The organism is Mesorhizobium sp. B3-1-9 (genome assembly GCF_006439595.1).
Lineage (GTDB): Bacteria > Pseudomonadota > Alphaproteobacteria > Rhizobiales > Rhizobiaceae > Mesorhizobium.
The window spans coordinates 20,911-46,733 of sequence record NZ_VFTJ01000006.1; the positions used below are offsets into that span (position 1 = coordinate 20,911).

28 protein-coding genes are annotated in these 25,823 nt (G+C 64.0%); 15 read left to right on the top strand and 13 right to left on the bottom strand.

Features of this window, described 5'->3' with window-relative positions:
- The first annotated feature begins 27 nt into the window (after nucleotides 1-27).
- The 6 genes from FJW07_RS12620 (at nucleotide 28) to FJW07_RS12645 (ending at nucleotide 4,436) form a co-directional block, all read left to right on the top strand.
- Complete coding sequence (locus FJW07_RS12620) at nucleotides 28-744, top strand: ABC transporter permease (protein ID WP_140642603.1); 717 nt, start codon at nucleotides 28-30, stop codon at nucleotides 742-744.
- Nucleotides 741-1,565: an ABC transporter permease gene (locus FJW07_RS12625; RefSeq protein ID WP_140856742.1), complete on the top strand. Its 825-nt coding sequence runs from the start codon at nucleotides 741-743 to the stop codon at nucleotides 1,563-1,565. Before FJW07_RS12620 ends, FJW07_RS12625 begins: the two co-directional genes overlap by 4 nt.
- A gap of 115 nt (nucleotides 1,566-1,680) precedes the next feature.
- The gene (locus tag FJW07_RS12630) at nucleotides 1,681-2,550 is read left to right on the top strand and encodes an NAD(P)-dependent oxidoreductase (RefSeq protein WP_140856744.1); all 870 of its coding nucleotides are present in this window, start codon (nucleotides 1,681-1,683) and stop codon (nucleotides 2,548-2,550) included.
- Nucleotides 2,551-2,558: 8 nt separating this feature from the next.
- Nucleotides 2,559-3,263: a DNA alkylation repair protein gene (locus FJW07_RS12635; protein WP_140856745.1), complete on the top strand. Its 705-nt coding sequence runs from the start codon at nucleotides 2,559-2,561 to the stop codon at nucleotides 3,261-3,263.
- The gene (locus tag FJW07_RS12640) at nucleotides 3,223-3,801 is read left to right on the top strand and encodes a GNAT family N-acetyltransferase (protein WP_140856747.1); all 579 of its coding nucleotides are present in this window, start codon (nucleotides 3,223-3,225) and stop codon (nucleotides 3,799-3,801) included. Before FJW07_RS12635 ends, FJW07_RS12640 begins: the two co-directional genes overlap by 41 nt.
- A gap of 62 nt (nucleotides 3,802-3,863) precedes the next feature.
- Nucleotides 3,864-4,436: a DUF3299 domain-containing protein gene (locus FJW07_RS12645; protein ID WP_140856749.1), complete on the top strand. Its 573-nt coding sequence runs from the start codon at nucleotides 3,864-3,866 to the stop codon at nucleotides 4,434-4,436.
- A gap of 43 nt (nucleotides 4,437-4,479) precedes the next feature.
- Here the strand turns inward: FJW07_RS12645 and FJW07_RS12650 are convergent, their stop codons facing one another.
- The 4 genes from FJW07_RS12650 to FJW07_RS12665 all read right to left on the bottom strand — a co-directional run bounded on the left by FJW07_RS12650 (nucleotide 4,480) and on the right by FJW07_RS12665 (nucleotide 7,004).
- Nucleotides 4,480-4,971: an Lrp/AsnC family transcriptional regulator gene (locus tag FJW07_RS12650; RefSeq protein WP_140642616.1), complete on the bottom strand. Its 492-nt coding sequence runs from the start codon at nucleotides 4,969-4,971 to the stop codon at nucleotides 4,480-4,482.
- 107 nt (nucleotides 4,972-5,078) lie between these two features.
- The gene (locus tag FJW07_RS12655; protein WP_246680746.1) at nucleotides 5,079-5,714 is read right to left on the bottom strand and encodes a uracil-DNA glycosylase family protein; all 636 of its coding nucleotides are present in this window, start codon (nucleotides 5,712-5,714) and stop codon (nucleotides 5,079-5,081) included.
- 10 nt (nucleotides 5,715-5,724) lie between these two features.
- Nucleotides 5,725-6,336: a glutathione S-transferase gene (locus FJW07_RS12660; protein WP_140856752.1), complete on the bottom strand. Its 612-nt coding sequence runs from the start codon at nucleotides 6,334-6,336 to the stop codon at nucleotides 5,725-5,727.
- A gap of 44 nt (nucleotides 6,337-6,380) precedes the next feature.
- On the bottom strand, nucleotides 6,381-7,004 hold the full coding sequence (locus tag FJW07_RS12665) for a thermonuclease family protein (RefSeq protein WP_140856753.1): 624 nt from the start codon (nucleotides 7,002-7,004) through the stop codon (nucleotides 6,381-6,383).
- Between the two features lie 76 nt (nucleotides 7,005-7,080).
- On the opposite strand from FJW07_RS12665, the gene FJW07_RS12670 reads away from it, so the two are divergent.
- The gene (locus tag FJW07_RS12670; RefSeq protein WP_140709894.1) at nucleotides 7,081-8,604 is read left to right on the top strand and encodes a HAMP domain-containing sensor histidine kinase; all 1,524 of its coding nucleotides are present in this window, start codon (nucleotides 7,081-7,083) and stop codon (nucleotides 8,602-8,604) included.
- A 17-nt stretch (nucleotides 8,605-8,621) separates the two neighbouring features.
- Here the strand turns inward: FJW07_RS12670 and FJW07_RS12675 are convergent, their stop codons facing one another.
- Complete coding sequence (locus FJW07_RS12675; RefSeq protein ID WP_140856755.1) at nucleotides 8,622-9,617, bottom strand: nicotinate-nucleotide--dimethylbenzimidazole phosphoribosyltransferase; 996 nt, start codon at nucleotides 9,615-9,617, stop codon at nucleotides 8,622-8,624.
- Nucleotides 9,618-9,782: 165 nt separating this feature from the next.
- On the opposite strand from FJW07_RS12675, the gene FJW07_RS12680 reads away from it, so the two are divergent.
- Nucleotides 9,783-10,013, top strand: a complete 231-nt coding sequence (locus FJW07_RS12680) for a DUF1289 domain-containing protein (protein ID WP_140642628.1) — start codon at nucleotides 9,783-9,785, stop codon at nucleotides 10,011-10,013.
- Nucleotides 10,014-10,023: 10 nt separating this feature from the next.
- Nucleotides 10,024-10,728 (top strand): TIGR02281 family clan AA aspartic protease, encoded by a 705-nt coding sequence (locus tag FJW07_RS12685; protein WP_140642630.1) that lies wholly within the window; start codon nucleotides 10,024-10,026, stop codon nucleotides 10,726-10,728.
- An 82-nt stretch (nucleotides 10,729-10,810) separates the two neighbouring features.
- Here FJW07_RS12685 and dusA read toward each other — a convergent pair whose 3' ends face one another.
- Nucleotides 10,811-11,818 carry a tRNA dihydrouridine(20/20a) synthase DusA gene (dusA, locus tag FJW07_RS12690; protein ID WP_140856757.1) on the bottom strand — a complete coding sequence of 336 codons (1,008 nt, stop codon included), beginning with the start codon at nucleotides 11,816-11,818 and terminating at the stop codon, nucleotides 10,811-10,813.
- 204 nt (nucleotides 11,819-12,022) lie between these two features.
- Nucleotides 12,023-12,325, bottom strand: coding sequence for a DUF982 domain-containing protein (locus FJW07_RS12695; RefSeq protein ID WP_073986813.1), 303 nt, complete (start codon nucleotides 12,323-12,325; stop codon nucleotides 12,023-12,025).
- A gap of 296 nt (nucleotides 12,326-12,621) precedes the next feature.
- On the opposite strand from FJW07_RS12695, the gene FJW07_RS12700 reads away from it, so the two are divergent.
- Nucleotides 12,622-14,079 (top strand): NCS1 family nucleobase:cation symporter-1, encoded by a 1,458-nt coding sequence (locus FJW07_RS12700; protein ID WP_140856759.1) that lies wholly within the window; start codon nucleotides 12,622-12,624, stop codon nucleotides 14,077-14,079.
- Between the two features lie 81 nt (nucleotides 14,080-14,160).
- Here FJW07_RS12700 and FJW07_RS12705 read toward each other — a convergent pair whose 3' ends face one another.
- The 5 genes from FJW07_RS12705 to tpiA all read right to left on the bottom strand — a co-directional run bounded on the left by FJW07_RS12705 (nucleotide 14,161) and on the right by tpiA (nucleotide 19,341).
- Nucleotides 14,161-14,706: a DUF1697 domain-containing protein gene (locus FJW07_RS12705; RefSeq protein ID WP_140856760.1), complete on the bottom strand. Its 546-nt coding sequence runs from the start codon at nucleotides 14,704-14,706 to the stop codon at nucleotides 14,161-14,163.
- Between the two features lie 23 nt (nucleotides 14,707-14,729).
- Nucleotides 14,730-16,367 carry a CTP synthase gene (locus tag FJW07_RS12710; RefSeq protein ID WP_140642644.1) on the bottom strand — a complete coding sequence of 546 codons (1,638 nt, stop codon included), beginning with the start codon at nucleotides 16,365-16,367 and terminating at the stop codon, nucleotides 14,730-14,732.
- Nucleotides 16,368-16,573: 206 nt separating this feature from the next.
- Nucleotides 16,574-17,701 (bottom strand): L,D-transpeptidase, encoded by a 1,128-nt coding sequence (locus tag FJW07_RS12715; protein WP_140856762.1) that lies wholly within the window; start codon nucleotides 17,699-17,701, stop codon nucleotides 16,574-16,576.
- A gap of 212 nt (nucleotides 17,702-17,913) precedes the next feature.
- Nucleotides 17,914-18,426, bottom strand: a complete 513-nt coding sequence (gene secG, locus FJW07_RS12720) for a preprotein translocase subunit SecG (protein WP_140856763.1) — start codon at nucleotides 18,424-18,426, stop codon at nucleotides 17,914-17,916.
- A 147-nt stretch (nucleotides 18,427-18,573) separates the two neighbouring features.
- A complete protein-coding gene (gene tpiA / locus FJW07_RS12725; RefSeq protein WP_140709754.1) occupies nucleotides 18,574-19,341 on the bottom strand; it encodes a triose-phosphate isomerase in 768 nt (255 codons plus the stop codon).
- A 143-nt stretch (nucleotides 19,342-19,484) separates the two neighbouring features.
- Between tpiA and FJW07_RS12730 the strand changes: the two genes are divergently transcribed.
- The 5 genes from FJW07_RS12730 to glp are packed head-to-tail and all read left to right on the top strand — an operon-like array spanning nucleotide 19,485 to nucleotide 24,887.
- Entirely contained in the window at nucleotides 19,485-21,380 is a 1,896-nt protein-coding gene (locus FJW07_RS12730) for a peptidyl-prolyl cis-trans isomerase (protein ID WP_140856765.1), read from the top strand.
- Complete coding sequence (gene trpD / locus FJW07_RS12735; RefSeq protein ID WP_140782795.1) at nucleotides 21,377-22,387, top strand: anthranilate phosphoribosyltransferase; 1,011 nt, start codon at nucleotides 21,377-21,379, stop codon at nucleotides 22,385-22,387. The genes FJW07_RS12730 and trpD overlap by 4 nt, the downstream gene beginning before the upstream one ends.
- Before the next feature lie 4 nt (nucleotides 22,388-22,391).
- Nucleotides 22,392-23,204: an indole-3-glycerol phosphate synthase TrpC gene (gene trpC / locus FJW07_RS12740; protein ID WP_140856766.1), complete on the top strand. Its 813-nt coding sequence runs from the start codon at nucleotides 22,392-22,394 to the stop codon at nucleotides 23,202-23,204.
- Between the two features lies 1 nt (nucleotide 23,205).
- Nucleotides 23,206-23,682: a cyclic pyranopterin monophosphate synthase MoaC gene (moaC, locus tag FJW07_RS12745; protein ID WP_140856768.1), complete on the top strand. Its 477-nt coding sequence runs from the start codon at nucleotides 23,206-23,208 to the stop codon at nucleotides 23,680-23,682.
- Nucleotides 23,682-24,887 carry a gephyrin-like molybdotransferase Glp gene (glp, locus tag FJW07_RS12750; protein ID WP_140856770.1) on the top strand — a complete coding sequence of 402 codons (1,206 nt, stop codon included), beginning with the start codon at nucleotides 23,682-23,684 and terminating at the stop codon, nucleotides 24,885-24,887. Before moaC ends, glp begins: the two co-directional genes overlap by 1 nt.
- Nucleotides 24,888-24,950: 63 nt before the next feature.
- Here the strand turns inward: glp and FJW07_RS12755 are convergent, their stop codons facing one another.
- A complete protein-coding gene (locus FJW07_RS12755) occupies nucleotides 24,951-25,781 on the bottom strand; it encodes an alpha/beta hydrolase (protein WP_140856773.1) in 831 nt (276 codons plus the stop codon).
- Nucleotides 25,782-25,823 lie beyond the last annotated feature (42 nt).

Sequence of the window (25,823 nt, forward strand, 5' to 3'; positions counted from 1 at the left end):
GGATCGCCACGGAGACACGACCCGTCAATGCCGGCCCAAAGCATTTGGACACTTCTCAGCTGGGGACCGGATGGCTGGAGTGACGACATTGCGTCTGGCGTTCTGGTCACCATTGCGCTGGCGCTTGCCACACTGCCGATTGGCCTGGTGATCGGCTTTTTCGTCGCCTTCGCCAAGCAGCATGAAGAGCCGTCGCTGCGCCTGGCCGGCAATATCTACACCACCGTCTTTCGCGGTCTGCCCGAACTGGTGACACTGTTCCTGTTCTTCTTTGGCATGCCGCTTCTCCTGCAACATGTCGTGCGGCTGTTCAATCCCGACGCGACGATCGACGTCAACAGCTTCATCGCCGGCATGATCGTGCTGTCGCTGATCTTCTCCTCCTACGCCAGCGAGGTCTTTCTCTCCGCGTTTCGTGCCATTCCGAAAGGCCAGTATGAGGGTGGTTACGCCATTGGCCTGTCGAAATGGCAGACGATGCGGCTCATCGTCCTGCCGCAGCTGATACGCATCGCTTTTCCGGGCCTGGAGAATTGCTGGCTGAGCCTGCTCAAGGACACCTCGCTGGTCTCGGTGGTCAATCTGGCCGAAACCTTGCGCCAATCCGGCGTCGCGGCGCGCGTCACCAAACATTCCTTCCTGTTCTACAGCGTTGCGGCGCTGATCTTCCTGGCGCTGGCCGTCCTGTCGTCGATCGCCACGAGCTACATCCTGCGCCACCTCGGACGGAGGGAGGCGCGATGAGCGTCAGCCAGGCTATCGCCATCGACAAGCCGCCGCCGCAAGCGCGCGGCTGGCCGCGAGCCCGCATCGTTGGCTCCGCGCTGGTCGGCATCTGGATTCTGTTCGGCGTCGGCATTGTTGCCTATCTGGTCTACGCATGGAACGCCGCGTTCTTCGCCAGATACGCGCCAGCCTATCTGCAGGGCCTGGGCACCACGCTGTCGCTGGTCGCCATCTCGATGGTCCTTGGCGCAATCCTGTCGCTTCCCGTCGCCTACGGCCGCATGTCGAAGAACAGGATCCTGTCCGGGCTTGCCTATTGCTATGTCTACTTCTTCCGCGGCACGCCGCTGCTCGTGCAGACCTATCTGGTCTATTACGGCGTCGGCTCGTTCCGGCCGGAGCTTGAGACGGTCGGGCTGTGGTGGTTCTTCCGCGAAGCTTTCTATTGCGGTGTCTTTGCCTTCTCGCTCAACACCGCCGCCTACCAGGCCGAAATCCTGCGTGGCGCCATCGAAAGCGTGCCGCGCGGCCAATGGGAAGGTGCAGCCTCGCTCGGCCTGCACAAATTGCAGACGCTGCGCAAAGTCGTCCTGCCCCAGGCGATCATCGTCGCGCTGAGACCCTACGGCAACGAACTCATCCTGATGATCAAGGCTTCGGCAATCGTCGCCATCATCACGGTCTACGACCTGATGGGCAACGCCAAGCTTGCCTACGCAAAATCCTTCGACATCCAAGCCTATATCTGGGTGGCGATGGTCTATCTGGTGATGGTCGAGATCCTGCGCCACGGCGTCGAATGGATCGAGCGCCGCATCACTGTCCACCTGCACCGCTAGGCCGAAATAGCGTGGGCCTGGGCCAGTCGATGCGGCTCCCCGCGCCTTGACGAATCCGCTGCAGGGCATAGAGCTTCCGCAGCAAGATTTCTCTGTTTCTTCGGAAGGTCGACCTATGGCATCGGTGGCATTTCTCGGTCTTGGCGTCATGGGCTATCCGATGGCCGGGCACCTCAGGAACAAGGGCGGCCATGACGTCACCGTCTACAACCGCACCAAGGCAAAGGCCGAGCAGTGGGTGGCCCAGCATGGCGGCAAACTGGCGCTGACGCCGGCCGAAGCGGCCGAAGACAAGGACTTCGTCTTCTCCTGCGTCGGCAATGACGATGATCTGCGTTCGGTCACCACAGGTGCGAACGGCGCCTTCGCCGCGATGAAGAAAGGCGCCATCTTCATCGACAACACCACTGCCTCGGCCGAGGTCGCGCGCGAGCTTGACGAAGCCGCGCGCAAGGCGGGTTTCTCCTTCCTCGACGCGCCGGTGTCCGGCGGCCAGGCCGGCGCCGAGAACGGCGTGCTGACCGTCATGGTCGGCGGCGATGAGGCCGCCTTCGACAAGGCGCGGCCCGTCATCGACGCCTACGCCCGCATGGTCGGCCTGATGGGATCGGCGGGTGCCGGCCAGCTGACGAAAATGATCAACCAGATCGCCATCGCCGGCCTCGTCCAGGGGCTGGCCGAAGGCATCCATTTCGGCAAGAAGGCGGGGCTCGACATCGAGAAGGTGATCGAGGTGATCTCCAAAGGCGCGGCCGGCTCCTGGCAGATGGAAAACCGCCACAAGACGATGAATGCCGGCAAATATGATTTCGGCTTCGCCGTCGACTGGATGCGCAAGGATCTCGGCATCTGCCTGGCGGAGGCCAACCGCAACGGCTCCAAGCTGCCGGTGACGGCGCTTGTCGACCAGTTCTACAAGGATGTGCAGGACATGGGCGGCAAGCGCTGGGACACGTCCTCGCTGCTTGCACGCCTCGAAAAATAGGCAACGCAATGCCCCTGCCCGATCCGAGCTGGAGCGCCGACGACATCGTCGCTCATTTGCGCGCGATCGGCACCGAGGCGAACCGGGCAGGCATGGCGCGCTTCGGCATCAACACCGCGAGCGCGCTCGGCGTCGGCAATTCCGAATTGCGGCCGCTGGCGCGCAAGTTGAAGAAGAACCACGAGCGATCGCTTCTGCTGTGGGACAGCGGTGTCCGCGAAGCGCGGCTGATGGCGGCCTTCACCGGCGAGCCGAAGAAGGTCGGCATCGATCAATGCCGGCGCTGGGCGGCGGATTTCGACAGCTGGGAAATCGTCGACACCGTCGCGGACCTGTTCGCCGAAACGCCATTCTGGCGCGAACTGATCGACGAGTTCGCCGAAGACGAGCGCGAATTCGTCCGCCGCACCGCCTTCGCCATGCTGGCCTGGAGCGCGGTGCATCTCAAGAAAGAGCCGGACGCGACTTTTCTTGCCTATCTGCCGCTGATCGAGAAACATGCCGGCGACCCGCGCAATTTCGTCCGCAAGGCAGTCAATTGGGCGTTGCGGCAGATCGGCAAGCGGTCGATGAGCCTGCACGCCCCTGCCCTTGCGCTGGCGAAAAAACTGGCGGCATCGCCCGACAAGACGGCACGCTGGATCGGCAAGGATGCAGTGAAGGAACTGACCGATGCCAGACAGATCGAAAGGCTTGCAGCCGCAAAGACCTGACCTTGCCGGGATTCGCTTCGTCGAGGTGACGCCGGAGACGCGCGCCGGCTTCGAGAACCTGTTCGAGCAGCCGGGCGCGCCGAAATATTGCTGGTGCATGGCCTGGCGCCATTCCAGCCGCGAGCACGGTGAGAACGATGAGAAGAAGCGCATGATGATGGCGCTCATCGATGCCGGCACCCCGGTCGGCATCATCGCCGAGTTGGACGGCAGACCAGTCGGCTGGTGCTCGGTCGCGCCGCGCGAGACCTACCGGAAACTTTCGAAGCAGCAGGACGACACCGAAACAGGCATATGGTCGATCGTCTGCTTCTATGTGCCGAGGGCCTTGCGCGGCGACGGGCTGGCTTCCGCCCTGCTCGATGCGGCTATCGACCATGCCTTCCGCAAAGGCGCACGTATCATCGAGGCCTATCCCGTCGACAAGGCAGCGCCCAGCTATCGCTTCATGGGCTTTCGCGACATGTTCGTCGCGCGAGGCTTCCATGAAATCGGCACCGCCGGCACGCGCCGGCATGTGATGCAACTGAGCCGTTGAGCCCGACCGGTCACGACGCTTTTACTCGATTCCGCCAATGGACGGGCGGAGGATGGAGCACCATGAACAAGCGTTTCAGATCGTGCGCGATGTTGGCGGCCGTGCTGCTCTTCGCTGCCTCGGGAGCCGATGCCGCGGCCGATGTCGCGCATATCCTGTGGAAGGATCTGCGCCCGGCCACGCAAGCCGTTGCCGAGGACGCGAACCTGCCGATGATCGCCGCAAAACTGCCAGACCACGGTGAGACCTTGTCGCTGAATCTGCAGGACAAGACGATACAATTAGCCGGCTATGCATTGCCGGTCGATCGCGATGGCGACCTCGTCTACCAGCTCCTGCTGGTGCCGTGGACCGGCGCCTGCAGCCACATGCCGACGCCGCCGCCGAACCAGATCGTGCTGGTGACGCCGGCGCATCCCTATAAGATGAAAGAGACCTACGAGCCGGTCGCCGTCACCGGCGTGCTGAAACCCGGCATGGAGAAGAGCCAGCTCTTCATCCTCGACGGCGTCTCGATCGTCCAGTCGGGCTACACGGTGCGCAGGGCCGAGGTAGAAAGCGTCGACAGCGTGCCGGACACGGTCACGCTGCCGGTCAACTCGCCGTGGAATTTCCTCAACAAAAAGAAGAACTAAGCTCGCCGCGCCACTCGAGTGCGGGAATCGGCGAGCAACCCTATCACGCGGCGTTCGCGCCCGATTCCTTGTCCAGAACCATGTAGTCGAGCGGGATTTCGGTCGTGTATTTGATCTGCTCCATGGCGAAGGACGAGGAGACGTCGCGGATCTCGATCTTGGCAATCAACCGCTTGTAGAAAGCGTCATAGGCGGCAATATCCGGAACCACCACGCGCAGCAGGTAATCGACATCGCCGCTCATGCGATAGAACTCGACCACTTCCGGGAATTCCTGGATGACCTCGGAGAAGCGCCGCAGCCATTCATGGCTGTGCGAATTGGTGCGGATCGACACGAAGACGGTGACGCGCACATTGACCTTCACATGGTCGAGAATGGCAACGCGCCGCTGGATGACGCCCTCCTCCTCGAGCTTCTGGATGCGCCGCCAGCATGGCGTGGTCGACAGGCCGACTTTCTTGGCGACATCGGCGACCGCGAGCGTCGCGTCCTCCTGCAGGAGGCGGAGAATTTTTCTGTCGAGACGATCCATAGGAAGCTCCAGGGGAATAGTTTGGCTATAATCCCTTTTATCCAAGCCTTTCACAAGAAAGAAATTCTGCCGATGGCGGCAAAAGCGAGTGATTTCTTGCAAGATGCCTAATCGATGCGATAGCGGATTTCCGACCTCAGGAAGGGCAGCAAATCCATTTCAAACCAGGGATTCTTCTTCAGCCAGCCGGTGTTTCGCCAGGATGGATGCGGCAGCGGCAGCACTTTCGGGACGGCCGGTCCATCCCATATGGCGCGCCAGTTCCTGACTGTCTCGGTCAGCGACGGCAGGCGTGTCGTGTGCATATGCCAGGCCTGCGCATAGCCGCCGATGGTCAGAACCAGGTCGATCTGCGGCATCAGCGCCATCAATTGAGCGCGCCAGGCTGGCGCGCATTCGCGGCGCGGCGGCAGGTCGCCACCCTTGGCGTCCTGTCCGGGAAAACAAAAGCCCATCGGAACGATGGCGAATTTTTCGGTGTCGTAGAACTCATCGCTGCTCACACCGAGCCAGCTTCTCAGCCGGTCTCCGGAGGCGTCGGTGAACGGCACGCCCGACAAATGCACTTTTGTGCCCGGCGCCTGGCCGGCAAGCAGGACCCGCGCGGTTGAGGACGGCTGCAGCACCGGCCGCGGCTCATGCGGTAAAGGCCGCCCAAGCGGCTCCTCGACGCAGATGCGGCAGGTCCGCACCCTGGCGGTGAGGCGCTCCAGCGCTTCTCTCCTATCAGGCTGACTATCCAATTGTTGTCGCTCAGGCCGCTGCGCTCGGCCGGCTTGTAAGCGCCGCGTACCAGCGCAGCACATTCGTACACTCCTCCGGCACCCTGATGCGTGCCGGCTTCATGAAATCGATAGCGATCATGCCGGTGATGTCGGCGACCGAGTAGCTATCGCCGGCGGCGAATTCGCGTTCCGCCAATTCGTGGTCGAGGAGATGCAGGAATTCGATCGCCTTCGGTTTGTTGGCCTCGCCCCATTCCGGGATTTGCGGCACTTCCCATTCCTTCATCGCAGGATGGATGTGCCGGAACGCGGCGGCGACACTGGCCATCAGATTCAGTTCCATGCGTCGCTGCCACATCTCCACCATCGCCTTGCCGAGCGCGCCCGTGCCGAACAGCGCGGGCTTGGGATGCAACTCCTCGAAATAGCGGCAAATGGCGATCGATTCGGTGATGATGGTGCCGTCGTCGAGCTCGAGCACAGGCAGGCGCCGCAGCGGATTGCGCTGCGCCACCTGCTCGCCGCGATGCTCCATCGCGCCCATGTCGACGGGCACCAGCGGCACCGTCAGTCCCTTCTCGGCAAGGAAGACGCGCACGCGCCGGGGGTTGGGCGCTCGGCCGCCATCGAACAACTTCATTCCATCCTCCAGCTTCTCCATCGGATCATAGGCGGCTCCGCCCATCACCAGAAGCGAACAAATTCGCGCAGCACGTCGCCGAACGAGGCCAGCAGGCCGTGCTTTCTCTCGACCGGCGCACTGTGATGGCTGTCACGCCATCGCTGCGGCTCCTCGAAGGCGCCTGCCCAGATGCCGGCCTTGGCCGCTCTCGCCACCGCTTCCTCGGTCTCGAAGTCGCCGAAGGCAACCGCCCATCCGGCCTGCACCTGGGTCCGGTTCAGGTCGGCGTCACCTGCCCTGCAGTCGCCGAGCAGGCGGCCGTAGCGGTCGCGCTGCCAGCCGCTGCAGGAAACAGGCCTGCCGGCGATCAGGCGTACCAGCGCCTGCCGCGCCAGCTTGCCGCAGGGATAGTCGGCGCCGGCCTTCTGGCAGGTCTGCTGATACTCCGGAGCGTCGATGCCGCGCATGCGAATGCGCTCGGTCCCGAGCGTGATCGAATCGCCGTCATTGACGATCGCCGTGCCTTGCTCCCTGCGTGTTTCGAAGCGGTCGAGGCGGGCCGCCACCAGGATAAGCAATCCGAGCAAGAGGAAGGCCAGCCCATAGTCCAGCAGCTTGCGCCAGAGGCTTCGCGGCGAGCTTGCCGCGTAGCGTCGGCGCGGTCCTCGCGGCCCGAAACGGCTCATATGGCAAACAGTCTCTTAATCATTCGAACGTAGCTTAACGAACTGACAGTCGCTGCGCGCAGAAATTGAAGTCTGTATGCCTTTGCAACGCTCGAACACAGCGGATAAATTTATTGTGGACCGCCGTAAACCGCACCGCAACAGCGATGTGGCGCGCGCGGTGCGCAAGACGCGCGACCGCCTCTCGCAGCAGGCGGGCAGCCTCGACTTCGACCGTGAACTGCTGAAACTGCATGCGCGCGCCATGGTGGTCGGCGCGGTCGCGATCCCGCTGCTCGTGCTCGCCGTGGCGGCCGTTGGTCGGCTGGCGGGCCTGGACAGCCAGGTCACCATCTGGGCCTTGTCGATGCTGCTTTGCTACGCGATCGTCGCTTTCATGGCGCGTCGCGTGGAGCGAACCGAGGCAGCCGAACTCGACCCGGCGCAGACGCGCCGCGACTTCTTGATCGGCCACTTCCTGTGCGGCCTTGGCTGGGCGTGGTTCGCCTGGATCGGCTGCGACACCTGCCAGATCGACCAGTTCCATGTGGCCAAGGCCATGGTGCTGCTGGTCGCCATGGCGACGACCGCCGTGATGGCCTCCTCGCTTGGCGGTGCGCTGTTGGCCACCTTTACAATTCCCGTTGCCGTTTACGTCTACACCATCCTGCGCTTGTGGACGCCGATCGAAGCCACGATGGCGGCGTTGCTTATCGCCGCGCTTCCCTTTTTCGGCTACGTCGCGCGTCATCTCAACCGGGCGTCGTTGATGCTGCTCTCCTTCCGCTCGGAGAAGGACGCGCTGATCGCCGAGGTGGAGACGGCCAAATCGATGTCGGACGAGGCAAGGCGGCGCGCCGAGGACGCCAATCTGGCGAAATCGCGTTTTCTCGCCTCCATGAGCCACGAACTCAGGACGCCGCTCAACGCCATCCTTGGCTTCTCCGAAGTGATGGCCAATGAAGTGCTGGGGCCGATGAACAATCCGACCTACCGCGACTATGCCCATGACGTGCACGAGTCCGGACAGCACCTGCTCGACCTGATCAACGAGATCCTCGATTTGTCGCGCATCGAGGCCGGCCGCTACCAGCTCAACGAGGAGCCGGTCGTGCTGGTGACCATAGTCGAGGATTGCTGCCACATGATGGAGCTGCGTGCCCGCAACAAGGACATCCGCGTCATCCAGGAATTCGAGGAGACCTTGCCGCGGCTCTTCGCCGATGAGCGCGCAGTCAGGCAGATCACGCTCAACCTCCTGTCCAATTCGATCAAGTTCACTCCGTCCGGCGGCGAAGTGCGCGTACGCGTCGGCTGGACCGCCGGCGGCGGCCAGTACATCTCGGTCAAGGACAACGGACCGGGCATACCGGAGGAGGAAATCCCGGTGGTGCTTTCCGCTTTCGGCCAGGGCTCCATCGCCATCAAAAGCGCCGAACAGGGAACCGGCCTCGGCCTGCCGATCGTGCAGGGCCTGCTCGCCATGCATGGCGGCGAGTTCGAGCTGCATTCCAAGCTGCGTGAGGGCACCGAGGCGATCGCCATTTTCCCGTTGAGCCGGGTGATGGAAGAACTGCCGGCTTTGCCGACCAAGACCGTTGCGGCGCGGGGGCGCCGCTGAGGCAATCCCTGTCGGCTCTAAAGCCGGATAGCCATCGCCATGCCGGAACTGGTCAACGCCGCGGCCTCGACGATTCCGGCGGCGAGAGCGGCCCCTACCCCTTCGCCATGGCTGATGCCGAAATCGAGCAGTGGCCGCAGTCCGAGCCGTTCGGCCGCCTTGGCGTGGCCGGGCTCCGGCGACAGGCTGGCAAGCAGGCAGTGATCGAGCGCGCCAGGATTGGCCGCGTAAAGGGCAGCGGCCGCCGCGATCGCCGCGAACCCGTCGAGCAGGACAGGAATCTTCTCCATGCGCGCCGCCAGAATGGCGCCGCAGATCGCCGCGAACTCGCGCCCGCCGACCCTGCGCAAGGCCTCGAGCGGATCGTCCAGGCCGGAACCGTGGAATGCCAGCGCCCGATCGACGACCTCGGCCTTGCGCGCGGTCATCGCAGCGTCGGCGCCCGACCCCGGCCCGACCCAATCGGCCCCGCTGCCGCCGAACAGCGCGGCGCAAAGCGCGGCGGCGATCGTCGAATTGCCGACTCCGAGATCGCCAAGGCACAGAAGATCGGCGCCGCCCGCCACCGCCTCCATGCCGAAGGCCATGGTCGCGGCGCAGCCGCGTTCGTCGAGCGCGGCTTCCTCGGTAACGTCGCCCGTGGGAATGTCCAAGGCGAGGTCGAAGACTTTCAGGCCGAGATCGTTGGCGACGCAGACCTGGTTGATCGCGGCGCCGCCTGCGGCGCAGAGTTCGACCTCGTTGGCGGTCGCCGCCACCGGACGCGGCGAAATGCCGTGCCTGACGGCGCCGTGATTGCCGGCGAAGATCGCCATCAGCGGCCGGTTGATCGCCGGTGGCGCGCGTCCGCTCCAGGCGGCAATCCAGGCCGCGATGTCCTCGATGCGGCCGAGCGATTCCTTCGGTTTGTCCGCTTTGGCGAACAGCGCGCGGACACGGGCCGCCGCCGCGTCATCGGCAGGCGGCAACGCCGCCAGGAGGCTTCGGAAATCGTCGAAAGGCGTTGCGGTCATTTATGTCGGTCGCGGTTCGTTGCGGAAATCGCAAGCGGCATAGCCGCCTTCTCCAGCCGGCACAACCGCCTGACGATGCCGCGAACGCGTTGCCTTGTGGCGCATTGCGGAGGGCTTGCATTGCTCCGGCGGTTGCACCATGTGGAATAAAGGCAAGAGAACAGCATGTCCGCCATCGAATCCCCCTGCATCCTGGTCTGTTCGATCGATATGAAAACCGGCTTCTGCTTCGGTTGCGGCCGCACGCGCGACGAGATTTCCGGCTGGCTGACGATGACCCCCGAAACGCGCCGGGCGGTGATGTCCGAATTGCCGGCGCGGCTCGAAACGGTCGAGCGGCGGCCGCGTCGTGAAACCCGGCGCAGCCGCATGGCGCGCGAGCGCGGCGTCTTGTGAGAAGAAACCGATGAACCGGCTGTTCTGGATCGTCATGGCGGTGATCGGCGTCGGGCTGGTGCTGCTGATGCTCAACAATTCAGCCGGCCACACCTTCGGCATGGCCAACAACGATTTCGGCCGGCTGATCTGGGTCGGCGTGCTGGTCATGGTGATCGGCGCGAGCCTGCTCCGCTCCGGCCGGCCGATGGGCGACATGGCGCGCAATCTCGGCGTCTGGGCCGCGTTCGTGCTCGTGCTGATCGCCGGCTACCAGTATCGCTACGAATTGCAGGACGTCGCGAGCCGCGTGACCGCCGGCCTCGTCCCGGGCAGCCCGCTGGCGCTCGGCGTGGAGAACGGCCGCCCGACCGTCACGCTCGACAAGGCCGACAACGGTCATTTCGAGGCCCGCATCCTGGTCAACGGCACGCCGGTGCGCGCCGTGGTCGACACGGGTGCGACGAGCACGGTGCTGACGTCCGAAGATGCGCAAGCCGCGGGGTTCAACCCGGCGGCGCTCAGCTACAGCGTGGACGTCTCCACCGCCAACGGCATGGCGCGCGCAGCGACGGTCAAGACCGACGAGGTGGCGATCGGCGGCATCGTGCGCAAGGACATGTCGGTGATGGTCGCTGCGCCCGGCATGTTGGACCAAAGCCTGCTCGGCATGAACTTCATCGGTTCATTGTCGGGCTTCGACGTGCGCGGCGACCGCATGATCCTGCGGGACTAATGCATGTCGCCCAGAAGGGCGTAGCGGTTCTGGGACCACGACATGCATAAGAAAATGACTTAAAACGCGACGCAACCGAAGGTCAGGCTGCCTCGGCTTCCGCCGCCGCGAAATCGATTGCGGAAAACGCGGTCTTCAACACCTCCGCCCCGGCGCCAGGCCTGTTCGCATCCGTCGACAGGATTTGCCGGAAGCGGCGCGCGCCAGGCAAGCCGTGGAACAGTCCGACCATGTGGCGCGTAATGTGGCCGAGCCGCCCGCCCCGCTCGATATGGCGCGCCGCGTAGCCGGCCATGGCGTCGATCAGCGCCGCGTGGTCGAAGGTGGTCGCCGCCTCGCCGTAGAAGGCGGCATCGACGCCGGCAAGGATGCCGGGCGTGTGATAGGCCGCGCGGCCGAGCATCGCGCCGTCGACATGCCCGAGATGAGCCGACGCCTCGGCGAGCGATTGAATGCCGCCATTGATACCGATGAATTCGTTCGGCTTTCTGGCCTTCAGCCGGTAGACGCGCGGATAGTCGAGCGGTGGAATTTCCCGGTTCTCCTTGGGGCTCAGCCCCTCCAGCCAGGCCTTGCGGGCATGCACCCAGAGCGCGTCGGCGCCCGCGGCGAGAACGCTGTCGGCAAGCATATCGAGAGCAGGCTCCGGGTCCTGGTCGTCGACGCCGATGCGGCATTTGACCGTGACGGGGATTTTCACCGAAGCCTTCATCGCGGCGACGCATTCGGCGACCAGAACCGGCGTCTTCATCAGGCAGGCGCCGAACGTCCCCGACTGAACGCGGTCGGACGGGCAGCCGACATTGAGGTTGACCTCGTCATAGCCGAAGGCCTCGCCGATCCGCGCCGCCTCGGCGAGTTTTGCCGGATCCGATCCGCCAAGCTGCAGGGCAACCGGATGCTCGACAGCGTCGAACCCGAGCAATCGTTCGCGAGCGCCATGGATGACGGCATCGGCTACAACCATCTCGGTGTAGAGCAGAGCCCGGCGCGTCAACTGGCGGTGGAAGAACCGGCAATGCCGATCCGTCCAGTCCATCATTGGGGCTATGGCAAGCCGCACCTTTTTGTAATCGCTGCTCTTTTCCATCACGTCCGGCGGATTCTCTGATCCTCGATCAACGAGGCATCGCGCTCACATAAGCGATTTCGCGACGATTTCCTACCGGGTGCCCCAGAACTGCGCGGAACGGACAAAGGGGAAGACATCTCGGCCGTGTCGGGACCGATGCAAAACGACAAACTGGCCGCCGCGCCGAGTAAGCGCGGCGTTCTCTATTTGCCAAATTCCGGCTTAGCGCCTCAGGGCGTAGACATTGTCCATCGACGCACCGCCCAGCGGCAGCGCCATGTCGTCGTCTAGCAACCGGGTGATGCGGGCAAAGCCGACAAAGGCTTTGCGCGCTTCCTCGGCCGACATCTTGCCCGACACAGCCGCCGCGCAGCAATTCAGGGCGCATTGATAAACCGGGCCGCGTCTGCCCGTTGGCCACTTCCGCAGGAACACCATCGCCTCGGAGACGCTATCGACTTCCTCCACAGGGTATCCCTGCCCACGCGCAATTCGCACTGGGGTAAAGAAATGCAAGCGATCCATAGTTATCCTCCCGGTCGGCCGCAGAGCAGCCGAACTTTATTAAACGCACGTCTTATGGATCGGTTCCAAACAAATTTGGTTGCTGTCGGAAAAAATTCGGAACCGGCCAGCCTGCGCGAAAACCGCTTGGCGACTCAGCTCGGTTCAAGTCCGAAGCCGTCGGATAACGGCGATTCTCATTGAATATCTTTAAGGCGAAAGCCGGCAAATGGATTGCTTGCCGGTTCCCCAGCGTCAGGCTTAACCTCTACGGTCAAACGCGTGACGGCGCGTTTGCAACAAGGGGAACACTTGCAATGACCATTCAAGGCGCATCGCCTGACCTCTACAACGAGGATCTGGCTCCGGCAACGGTCAGGAACTGGGGACCGTTTTCGATCTTCAACGTCTGGACCTCGGACGTCCACAGCCTCTGGGGCTACTACCTGGCGGCCAGCCTGTTTCTGTTCTGCGGCGGCTTCGTCAACTTCATCATCGCCATCGGCATCGGCTCGCTGATCATCTACGCGCTGATGAACATGGTCGGCTATGCCGGCGTGAAGACCGGCGTGCCCTACCCCGTGCTTGCCCGCGCCTCCTTCGGCATCTGGGGCGCCAACATCCCGGCTCTGGTGCGCGCGATCGTCGCCTGCTTCTGGTACGGCGCCCAGACGGCCGCGGCTTCGGGCGCCATCGTGGCGCTGCTGACGCGCCTGCAATGGTTCGACGAGTTCAACAAGAGCTCGCACTTTCTGGGACATTCGACCCTGGAGGTGATCTGCTTCGTCATCATCTGGGCGCTGCAGCTGCTGATCATCCAGAAGGGCATGGAAACCGTCCGCCGCTTCCAGGACTGGGCCGGCCCGGCCGTGTGGATCATGATGCTGATCCTGGCCATCTATCTTTGCGTCAAGTCGGGCACTTTCGCCTTCACCAGCGACATCCCGATGGATGTGCTGCTGGACAAGACCAAGGACGCCGGCGTTCCGGGCGAGCCCGGTTCCTGGACCGCGCTGTTCGCGGTGGCGGCGATCTGGGTGACCTATTTCTCGGCGCTCTACCTCAACTTCTGCGATTTCGCCCGCTATGCACCGGACAAGGCGGCGCTGCGCAAGGGCAACATCTGGGGCCTGCCTGTCAACCTCATCCTGTTCTCGCTGGTGGCCGGCGTCACCACGATCGCCGCTTATGACGTCTACCATGAGGTGCTGCTCCATCCCGACCAGATCTCGGCCAAGTTCGACAGTTGGTTCCTGGCCGCTCTCGCCGCGTTGACCTTCGCGGTGGCGACGCTGGGCATCAACGTCGTGGCGAATTTCGTCTCACCGGCATTCGACTTCTCCAACGTCTTCCCGCGCCAGATCGACTTCAAGAAGGGCGGATACATCGCGGCGCTGATCGCCCTGGTGCTCTATCCCTTCGCGCCATGGGAAGGCAGTGCCGCTTCCTTCGTCAACGTCATCGGCGCGACGATGGGACCGATCTTCGGCGTGATGATGGTCGACTACTACCTGATCCGCAAAAGCGAGGTCGACGTCGAGGCGCTCTATCGCGAGGACGGCGAGTTCCGTTTCCAGAGCGGCTGGCATGTCAACGCCTTCATCGCCGCCGGCATCGGCGCCATCTTCTCCTCGATCCTGCCCAACTTCACCAACTGGCTGCCGTCCTGGTGGGGCGTCTATGGCTGGTTCTTCGGCGTGGCGATCGCGGGCGCCGTCTACTACGTGCTGCGCACCATGGCGCTCGGAGCAGGTGCGAAGGTGGCGAAGGCTTGAAAATGAGGCAGTAGGCAGTAGGGCTTAGGCAATAGAGAACACTCTCCTACTGCCTACTGCCTACTGCCTACTGCCTACTGCCTACTGCCTACTGCCTACCATCTCCGCCAAGCGCCGCACCGTGTTCCAGTTGCGCGACGTGCCGATGCCCATGCGCTTGTGGCTTGCTGCCGCGAGCAGGCGCGAGCTCGGTCTTTCGCGGGAAAAGACCACCCAGATATCGCCGTCGACCAAAAGCACCTTCTCGTCCTCGGCAGCGTAGGCCTGGAGCGCTGCGGCGGCCTCGACGGGCGCCGGTCTGCGCATGACGCGCACCGCCACCTGGTCGGCGGCGTCCGCGGAATCGTCCGGGAATGGATTGCCAGCCGCGAGCTTCAACCAATCCTCCGCGCCGCGCACGATAATATCGACATGGCGGCCGAAAGTCTCTTCGAAGGCCTTTTCCAGCCGATGCTCGAGATCGGTAATTTTGGCCGTCCGCGCCTCGAAGACCAGATTGCCCGTCGCCACCAGCGTTCGGACGTTCTTCAGGCCGATCCTTTCGGCCATCGCCTTGAGGTCCGACATGACGACCCGCCGTCCCTCGCTGAGGATGATGCTGTAGAGCAGCGCGACGTAAGTCTGCATGGCACGGTGCGCCAGCCGATCGCTCAGACCAGCCGCGACTGATCCACCGCGGCCGAGATGAAGCTCGCGAACAGCGGATGCGGGTCGAGCGGGCGGCTCTTCAGCTCGGGGTGATACTGCACGCCGATGAACCACGGATGGTCGGGATATTCGACCGTCTCCGGCAGCACGCCGTCGGGCGACATGCCGGCAAACACCAGGCCGCAATCCTCGAGCCGCTGTTTGTAGTCGATGTTGACTTCGTAGCGGTGCCGGTGACGCTCGGAAATCTGCGTGTCGCCGTAGATATCCGCTATTTTCGAGCCCTTGGCGAGTTCGGCCTGATAAGCGCCAAGCCGCATCGTGCCACCGAGATCGCCTGTGACCCTGCGCTTCTCAAGCATATTGCCCTTCAGCCACTCGGTCATGAGGCCGACCACGGGCTCGTCGGTCGGGCCGAACTCGGTCGACGATGCATGGTCGACACCCGCCAGCGAGCGGGCCGCCTCGATGCAAGCCATCTGCATGCCGAAGCAGATGCCGAAGTAAGGCACCTTGCGTTCGCGCGCGAACTTTGCCGCCAGGATCTTGCCTTCCGAACCGCGCTCGCCGAAGCCGCCGGGAACAAGGATGCCGTGCACCTTCTCCAGCCACGGCGCCGGATCTTCCTTCTCGAAGATCTCGCTTTCGATCCAGTCGAGCTTGACCTTGACGCGATTGGCGAGGCCGCCATGCGACAGCGCCTCGATCAGCGATTTGTAGGCGTCCTTGAGGCCGGTATATTTGCCGACGATGGCGATCGTCACCTCACCTTCCGGATTGTGGATGTGGTTGGAAAGCTTTTGCCACGGCTCCATGCGCGGCTTCGGCGCCGGGTCGATGCCGAAGGCCGCCAGCACTTCCGAATCGAGGCCTTCCTGGTGATAGGCCAGAGGCACGTCGTAGATATGCGGCACGTCCAGCGCCTGGATGACGGCGCTTTCGCGCACGTTGCAGAACAGCGAAAGTTTCCGGCGCTCTTCCTTCGGGATCGGCCGGTCGGCGCGCACCAGAAGGATGTCCGGCGCGATACCGATGCCGCGCAGTTCCTTGACCGAATGCTGTGTTGGCTTGGTCTTCAATTCGCCGGCGGTCGGGATGTAGGGCATCAGCGTCAGATGCACGTAGACCGCATTGTTGCGCGGCAGGTCGTTGCCGAGCTGGCGAATCGCTTCCAGGAACGGCATCGCCTCGATATCGCCGACCGTGCCGCCGATCTCGCACAGCACGAAGTCGTAGTCGTCATTGCCGTCCAGCACGAAATGCTTGATCTCGTCGGTGACGTGCGGGATCACCTGCACGGTGGCGCCGAGATAATCGCCGCGCCGCTCGCGCTCGATGATGTTCTTGTAGATGCGGCCGGTGGTGATGTTGTCTTGCTGGTTTGCCGAGCGCCCGGTGAAGCGCTCGTAATGGCCGAGATCGAGGTCGGTCTCGGCGCCGTCATCGGTCACGAACACTTCGCCGTGCTGGTACGGCGACATCGTCCCGGGGTCGACATTGAGGTAGGGATCGAGCTTTTTGATCCGCGCGCGATAGCCTCGCGCCTGCAGAAGAGCCCCAAGAGCTGCTGCGGCGATGCCTTTTCCGAGTGAGGAAACCACGCCGCCTGTGATGAATACATATCGCGCCATGGGAGTCATCGCTTAACGCGGCCTGATTGATTCCGCCAGAGAAAAAACCGCCGCGAAGGCTTTTTCCCTAATGGCGCGGGTGCTCGCAAAGAGCCTTTCCCGAAGCATGTCGCCCAAAAGCATTGAGCGGTTTAGGGGAACGACCTGCTTCAAGGCAAAGATTCAAAACAAAAGGGCCGGCGTCGCCGGCCCTTTGGGCAGTTTGATGGAGATCGTTAGATGATAACGACCTTGGTGCCGATCCTGACCCGGCTGTAGAGGTCCATGACGTGCTCGTTGATCATGCGGAAGCAGCCGTTCGAGGCGCTGGTTCCGATCGACTGCGGCGCGATCGTGCCATGGATGCGCAGATGCGTGTCCTTCTTGCCGTCATAGAGGTAGATGGCGCGCGCGCCGAGCGGGTTCTGGCCGCCGCCGTTCATGCCGTCCTTGTACTGGCCGTAATGCTTCGGCTCGCGCTTCTGCATGTCGAGCGTTGGGATCCAGCGCGGCCATTCCTGCTTGTCGCCGACAGCCACGGTGCCCTTGAACTGCAGGCCTTCGCGACCGACCGCGATGGCATAGCGCCGCGCCGTCGAAAAGCTCTCGACGAGGTAAAGGCGACGAGCAGTGGTATCGATGACGATGGTGCCCGGCTCATAACCCGAGAACGCAACGTCCTGCGGCACGAATTCCGGCTTCACCTTGAAGGGTCGCTTGGCGTCCTTCTTGGCCAGCGCCGAATCGAGCGCACGGGTCTCGGGCAGGTAGCTGATCGAAGTCGATTGTACGCCGCCGCCGAAGAGGCCGTCGAACAGACCGCCGCTGCTCGCCTGTTTCTGGCCGGGCTGCTCACTGCGCAGTTCACCGTTGTTGCCAGTGGCGGCGATGTTCATGGCCTCAGCCGGGATAGGCTCCTCGGCCTTGGCCGGGATGACCGGCGCGACCGGCTCCAGCGGCGCGATGATCTTGGTGGTCTTCTTGGCCGGCTTGGCGTCGGCGACTTCAGCCGGCACGGCCGTACCCTTCTTGGCAAGCCATTCTTGGCGCGCCGCGTCAGCCTTGGCCTTGGCGGCCTCGCGCATTGCCATCTTGCGAGCCTCGAGCGCCTTATCCTTTGCCGCCTGCTTGTCGGCGGCGATCTTGGCCTCGAGCTTGCCGATCTGCGCAAGATCGTCAGAGGTCGGATTTTTCTTCTTCTTGAGAAGCTTCAACTGCGATGCGTCGCTCTTGGCGGCGACAGGAATTGCGTCGGTCTTCTCTACCGACGGTGAAGAGACCATGTTTGCCGGTCCGGCGATGGCCGCGGAACCCATGCCGAGGACGGCACAGACTCCCAAAATGATGAAGCTGCGAAGCTGCATGGCGAAGATCCGATCGTTCAAATGCAAGTTGCCCACGGCGTCGCCCGGCGCCCCCCAAGGACGCCGAAAAGTGCCGCGCGCAATCTATAATCGATTAGCCGTCATCGCCTCAAGCTGAGGCAGGCGCTACGCCCGATTGAATCTTCGTGATCGGGCGCGCATTTGCCGCGACTGTGTTCAAAGAACAACAGATCGCGGCCGAGCTTGTCCGGCTACTGGTTCGGAACCTGAGGGGTGACCGGCAAGGTGACGCCGTTGGCCGCCGGCGCGGTGGTCGGATTCGCGGGCGCCGGAGCAGGCGTTGTGGCCGGAGCCGGCGCGGTGGTGCCATTGGCAAGCGGCGTGGTGGTCGTCGCACCGCCAGCCGGAGCCGCGGGAGCAGAGCCGCCGGCCGGGGCCGCGGGTTGCGAGCTGCCCACCGGTCCATTCGATCCCGGCAGCTGGTTGAGCACGCCGTTGCCCGAGGTCGACGTTGCCGGACGGTCGAGGATGTCGATCGGCTTTTCGCCGTAGCGGGCAATGATCGACAGCGCCAGCGACGTCACGAAGAAGGCCGCCGCCAGGATCGCGGTGGCGCGGGTCAGCGCGTTGGCGGCGCCCCGCGCGGTCATGAAACCGGAACCGCCGCCGATGCCCAGGCCGCCGCCTTCGGAGCGCTGCAGCAGCACCACGCCGACAAGGGCAAGCACGACCATGAGGTGGACGACGATCAGTACGGTTTCCATAATTTATCCTGGCGAGGCCTTGCGCGACCGCGCATACGACCGATGATTTGGAGGCGGCTCCTTACAATGCTTTGGCGGCATTTCCAAGCCCGTGGCCGGGAATATGGGAAGCAATGCGGCCATTGCAACGATTTATGCTGCATGAGCCTAAGCCATGTTCATGTATGCTTCCGCGATAGCCAGGAAGTCGGCCGCCTTCAGGCTGGCGCCGCCGACCAGCGCGCCATCGACATTCTCGACGCCGAGCAGTTCCACCGCGTTGGAAGGCTTGACCGAGCCGCCATAAAGAATGCGCATCCTGGCCGCGGCATCGCCGAGCAGCGCCGTCAGCTTGCCCCGGATATGCGCATGCGCGTCGGCGACGTCGGCGGCGGTCGGCGTCAGGCCGGTGCCGATGGCCCAGACCGGCTCGTAGGCGATGATGGTGTTGGCGGCGGTGGCGCTCGCCGGCACGGAACCGTCAAGCTGGCGCGACAGGACATCGAGCGTGGCGCCCGCCTCCCGCTCGGCGCGCGTCTCGCCGATGCAGATGATGGCCACCAGTCCTGCCCGCCAGGCCGCCGATGCCTTGGCATGGACCATTGCATCGTCGTCGCCGAACAGTTCGCGGCGCTCGGAATGGCCGACGATGACGTGGCTCGCGCCGGCATCCTTGAGCATCTCGGCCGAAATCTCGCCCGTAAAGGCGCCGCTCTCCTTGGGATGGCAATCCTCTCCACCGGCCCGCACCGGCGTGCGCGACAGGATCTCGGCGGCGCGCTGGAGCAAGGTCGCCGGCACGCACACCAGCGCTTCGGTCTCCGCGTCGAGCCCGCTCATGAACCCGTTGCCGATCGACCGCAGCTCGTTGAGCGAGGCGCTGGTGCCGTTCATTTTCCAGTTGCCGGCGACAAGCGGGCGGATTCCAGGGGTCATGGGGCGGGTTCTCCGAGCGACATCAAGCAGCGCCCTCACTACCAAAATCAGGTCACAAAGCAATCGACAGTGGACCGGAAGGGCGCTATTGCGCTTGTTTCAGACTCGGCGCACGCGAAAATGCGCAAAAATCGGAAGTATGCATGCTTGGTATATTGAGAAGCGCGGCAGGCACCTGGGTCGCGAAGGCGTTGCTGTCCTTGCTGGTGATCAGTTTCGCAGCCTGGGGCATCACCACCCGCATGGTGGGCGGTGTGCTGGGCGGTCATCACGCGGTCATCACGGCCGGTGGCACGGAGGTCTCGATCAACGAGTACCGCCTCGCTTACGACCGCCAGCTCAGCCTACTGTCGCAGCAATATGGCCAGCGCATCACCCACGACCAGGCCAAGCTGCTCGGTGTCGACAACCAGGTGCTGGCGCAGCTCGTTTCGGGCGCCGTGCTCGACGAACAGGCGCGCAAGCTGGGGCTCGGCCTCTCCAAGGATCGGCTGGCCGAACTGACGCGCGAGGATCCGGCTTTCAAAGGCCCCGGCGGCCAGTTCGATCGTCGGACCTTCGAGTATCTGCTGCGCGAGCTTGGCATGCGGCCTGAGGACTACCTCAGGAACCGCTCGCAGGTGGCCGTGCGCCAGCAGATCGTCGAGGCGATCTCCGACGGCCTCAAGGTTCCGCAGACCTTCCTGAAAGCGGTCTCTCTCTATCGCGGCGAGGATCGCACGATCGACTATCTCGTGCTGCCGAAGACGCTGGTGCAGCCGATCGAGACGCCGTCGGACAGCGCCCTCAACACCTATTTCGGCGCCAACAAGAAGAATTACGCCGCGCCGGAATATCGCAAATTCTCCTATGTCCGGTTGGAGCCGCAGGACATAGCCGATCCGTCCGCGGTGACCGACCAGCAGGTCAGCGAGGACTACAACAAGAATATCGCGCGCTACACGACGCCCGAGATGCGCACCATCGAGCAGCTGGTGTTCAAGACGCCGGATGCGGCCAAGGCCGCTTTGGATTCGCTGAAAGCTGGCGCTACCTTCGACAAGCTCGTCACCGCCGAAGGCAAGACGCAGGCCGACACGCTGCTCGGCACGCTGGCCAAGGACAAGATCGCCGACAAGGCGGTGGCCGATGCGGCTTTCTCGCTCAATGCCAACGAGGTCAGCCAGGTCATCCAGGGCGCCTTCGGTCCCGTGCTCTTGCGCGTGACCGAGATCAAGCCACAGGTGGTGAAGCCGCTTTCGGAAGTGTCCGACCAGATCCGCAAGGACCTGGCGCTCGGCGAAGCGAACCGCATCCTGCTCGACGTGCATGACAGCTACGAGGACACCCGCGCCTCGGGCGCCTCGCTTGCCCAGGCCGCCGACAAACTGAAGCTCAAGGTCGTCACCATCGACGCCATCGACCGTACCGGCCAGCGGCCGGACGGCACGATCGTCAACGACCTGCCGCAATCGGCCGAGCTGATCAAATCGGTGTTCGCGGCGGAGCCCAATACCGAGAACGAGGGCCTGACGACTGCCGACAACGGTTTCGTCTTCTACGAAGTGCAGTCGATCACGCCGGCGCGCGACCGCACGCTGGATGAAGTCCGCAAGAAGGTCGTCGCCGACTGGACGGAGGCCGAGACCGACAAGCGGCTCGACGCTAGGGCTCAGGAGCTGGAAAAACGCCTCAAGGCAGGCACCACGCTCGACGTCATCGCCGGCGAGCTCAAGCTCGACAAGCAGACCAAGCGCGGCCTGAAGCGCGAAGCCGACGATGCCGATTTCGGCAAGGAAGGCGCCGCGGCCATGTTCGGCGTCGGCGAAGGCGGTACCGGTTTGATCGCCTCGCCCACCGGCGACGGCCAGATCCTGTTCAAGGTCGCCGAGGTCTTCGAGCCGGCAGGCGCCGATGGCAGCGCGGTGCCGGACGACGCGCAGAAATCGTTCGGCGCCGGCATGTCCGACGATCTGCTCGACCAGTTGGTGGCGCAGTTGCAGTCGCAATATGACGTTCGCATCGATCCGAACGCCGTTTCGCAAGCACAAACACGATGAGCGCTCTGAAGACACACATAGCCAAGGTCGCCACGGGCACCGCGCTTTCCTTCGAGGAAGCGCGCGAGGCGTTCGACATCATCATGTCGGGCGACGCGACGCCCGGCCAGATCGGCGGCTTCCTGATGGCGCTGCGCGTGCGCGGCGAGACGGTAGGCGAGATTTCCGGCGCGGTCGCCACGATGCGCGCCAAGATGCTGCGCGTCGAGGCGCCGCAAGGCGCCATCGACATCGTCGGCACCGGCGGCGACAATTCGCATTCGGTCAACATCTCGACCGCTTCGGCCTTCGTCATTGCCGCCGCCGGGGTGCCGGTCGCCAAGCATGGCAATCGCGGCCTGTCCTCGCTGACCGGCTCCGCCGATGTGCTGACGGCGCTGGGCGTCAGAATAGACATCCCGCCGGAGATGATCGGCCGCTGCATCCATGAGACCGGCGTCGGCTTCATGTTCGCGCCGGCGCATCATCCGGCGATGAAGCATGTCGGGCCGACCCGCGTCGAGCTCGGGACGCGCACCATCTTCAACCTGCTCGGGCCTTTGTCGAATCCCGCCGGCGTCAGCCGCCAGATGGTCGGCGTCTTCCTGCCGGAGTGGATCATGCCGGTGGCCGAGACGTTGAAGGCGCTGGGCGCCGACCATGCCTGGGTCGTCCATGGCGACGGCTATGACGAGATCACCACGACGGGTGAAACCCAGGTGGCGGAGCTTGTCGGCGGCGAGATCCGCAGCTTCACCCTGACGCCGGAAGCTGTCGGACTGAAGCGGCACACCAAGGAAGAGCTGCGCGGCGGCGACGCCGCCTACAACGCCAAGGAACTGCGCGATATGCTGGGCGGCGCCGCCGGCGCCTATCGCGACACGGTGCTGATGAATGCCGGCGCCGGGCTGGTCGTGGCCGGCAAGGCGACGACGCTTGCCGACGGCATCGCGGCGGCGGCGCAAGCGATCGACAGCGGTCGCGCGCTTGGCGTGCTGGACAAGCTCGTCGAGATTTCGAACGGATAAGGCCTTGTCGGACATCCTGCGCAAGATCGAAGCCTACAAGCGCGACGAGATCGCGGCAGCCAAGCTCGCCATGCCGCTCGCCGAGATCAAGGCGAAGGCCAGGGACGCCGAGCCGCCGCGCGGCTTCCTTGCTGCGCTCGAGGCCAAGCGCCGGGGCGGCTGCTTCGCGTTGATTGCCGAAATCAAGAAGGCCAGCCCCTCCAAGGGGCTGATCCGCGCCGATTTCGACCCGCCAGCCTTGGCCAAGGCCTATCAGAAAGGTGGCGCGGCCTGCCTTTCGGTGCTGACCGACGCGCCATCCTTCCAGGGCGCGCCGGAATTTCTCACCAAGGCGCGCAAGGCGGTGTCCCTGCCCGCATTGCGTAAGGATTTCCTATTCGACCCTTACCAGGTCTACGAAGCACGAGCCTGGGGCGCAGACGCCATCCTGATCATCATGGCAAGCGTGGACGATGCTCTGGCAAGCGAATTGGAAGCTATCGCCTTCGAACTCGGGATGGACGCGCTAATCGAGGTCCATGACGAGGCCGAAACGGAGCGCGCGCTAAAATTGTCGTCGCGACTGATCGGTATCAACAACCGCAATCTGCGGACCTTCGAGACCAGCCTTGAGACTTCCGAGCGGCTGGCGAGAATGGTGCCCGGCGGCTACCTGCTGGTCAGCGAGAGCGGCATCTTCACCCACGACGACTGCCTCAGGATGCAGAAGACCGGCATCAGCACCTTCCTGGTCGGCGAGAGCCTGATGCGGCAAGCGAACGTGGCCGCGGCGACCGAGCTTCTGCTGACAGGCAAGGCAGCGGCCGAGGCCATCTGAGATGGCCCTCACCCATCTTGGCGCCAAGGGCGAAGCCAATATGGTCGATGTCGGCGACAAGACCGAGACGACCCGCACGGCGATCGCCGAAGGTTTTGTCTCGATGCGGCCGGAAACGCTGGAGATGATTCTCGCCGGCGATGCCAAGAAGGGCGATGTGCTGGGCACAGCCCGTATCGCCGGTATCATGGCCGCAAAGAAAACGCATGAGCTGATCCCGCTCTGCCATCCGCTGCTTCTGACAAAAATTGCCGTCGAGATCGAGCCGGACCGCACGCTGCCTGGCCTCAGAGTCACCGCGCTTGCCCGCGTGACCGGCAAGACCGGCGTGGAGATGGAGGCGCTGACCGCGGCGTCGGTCGCCTGCCTCACCATCTACGACATGGCCAAGGCGGCGGACCGCGGCATGGTGATTTCCGGCATCCGGCTGGTCGAGAAGACAGGCGGCAAGTCCGGCGACTACAAGGTGGATGCCTGATGGCCTTGGTTCCGGTCGCCGAAGCGCTCGAACGCCTGCTCGACGGTGCTGCGCCATTACCCGGCGAAAGCATTCCGCTCGCCGAAGCGGCTGGGCGAGTCCTGGCGGAGCCGGTCGTGGCGCTACGCACGCAGCCGCCGTTCAACGCCTCGGCCATGGACGGCTATGCTGCAAGATCTGCCGATGTCGCTTCAGCGCCGGCTGAACTCGAGGTCATAGGCATGGCGCCCGCCGGGCGCGGTTTCTCCGGGACCGTCGGCAAAGGCCAGGCCGTGCGCATCTTTACCGGTGCGCCGCTGCCTGAAGGCGCCGACACCATCGTCATCCAGGAAAACGTCCGCGACCTTGGCAACCGCCAGATCGAAGTGACGGAGCCGACCGCCGAAGGACGCAATGTCCGTCGCCGCGGGCTCGACTTCGGCCAAGGCGACCTGCTGCTCGAAAAAGGCCGCGCGCTCGACGCGGCGGCCCTTTCGCTGGCGGCGTCGGCCAATCACCCCGCCTTGAACGTCGTGCGGCGGCCGCTGGTTGCGATCATCGCCACCGGCGACGAATTGCTGCCGCCAGGCAGCGCGCTCGGTCCCGACCAGATCATTTCGTCCAACGCCTATGGCGTCGTTGCCGCCGCCCAGTCGGTCGGCGCGCGCGCGCTCGATCTCGGCATCGCCGCCGACCGCCAGGAGGCGATCGCCGCGCTGGTCAGGAAAGCGGTCGAGGCGAACGCCGATGTTATCGTCACGCTCGGCGGCGCCTCGGTCGGCGACCACGACCTGATCCATGACGTGCTGACCGGCGAAGGCATGAAGCTCGACTTCTGGAAGATCGCCATGCGCCCCGGCAAACCGCTGATGTTTGGCCGGCTTGGCAATGTCCGTTGCATCGGCCTGCCCGGCAATCCGGTGGCAAGCATCGTCTGCTCGCAACTCTTCTTGAAGCCGCTGCTTGCCAGGCTCGGCGGCCGCGATCACCGGCAGGACGTGCGAACGGCCAAGCTGGGCGCCGCGATGCAGGCCAACGATTTCAGGCAGGACTACGTGCGCGCCATCGTGCGCGAGGACGCCGGCACCCTGGTCGCGACGCCTTTCGGCATCCAGGACTCCTCGATGCTGCGCATGCTTGCCGACGCCAACGGCCTGATCGTGCGCCAGCCCTTCGCGCCCGCCGCGCAGGTCGGCGCCGAGTGCAGCGTGCTGATGCTGCGCTGAGCCGGTCTATCCCGCCGTTTTAACGCAATTCTCGACCGAAACCGTCCACACTGCCGAATTGCTCTATTCGGCGATCAGTGCGCGAGTGAGGGGATGATCCGGGTCGGCGAGACCATCGACGACATTGAAATGATGCCGGTCCGGCTCGACCACTGAATGGGTTACAGCGCCGAGCCCGGTCCAGATGTTGGCAAGCAATGTACTCTGGCGCAGGAATTCCGAACGCTCGCCGCCGCCGACCCAACAGGTGATGCGGGCTCCCCGCCGAGGCCGCAGCAAAGCCGGGCTTTCGCTCAACGCTTCCTTCTCGTCGATGTTCAGGGTCTCGTTCAGTGCGGTGAACATCAGCGGCCGAAGGTCGTGCAGGCCTGAAATCGAAACGACCTGGCGTATGCGCCGCGTCACATCGGACGACAGCGGCGAGGCCGCGGTCACCATCCGGCTGGCGAGATGCCCGCCGGCCGAGTGCCCGGTCAGCACCAGCGGACCATCGACCATCGCCGCCGCCTTCTCGATCGCTGCCGCAACCTCGTTGACGATGCCGCTGATCCTGGTCTGCGGGCAAAGCGTGTAAGAGGGCATGGCGACGGCAAAACCGTGGCCGACCGCACCTCCAGCCAGATGCGACCAGGACGACTTGTCTGATTCCATCCAGTAACCGCCATGGATGAACACGACGAGCCCCTTTGGCACAGCAGGTGGGAGAAACAGATCGAACCGGTTGCGCGGCGCTTCGCCATACACGATATCGAACCGCGCCCTGCCTTGCGCCAACAGCTTTTCCCTAAAGGCCCGCGCCGGTTGATCCCAAGCCGCGGGCCAGCGGTCGCCGCCGGCGATGTTCGCGCCGTTGGCATAGGCGTTGTCCCAGTCGGCAATACGGTGTCCGAGCAACGGCCCCTCCACGATCAGCTCAATGTCGAGTGGTTTTGATTG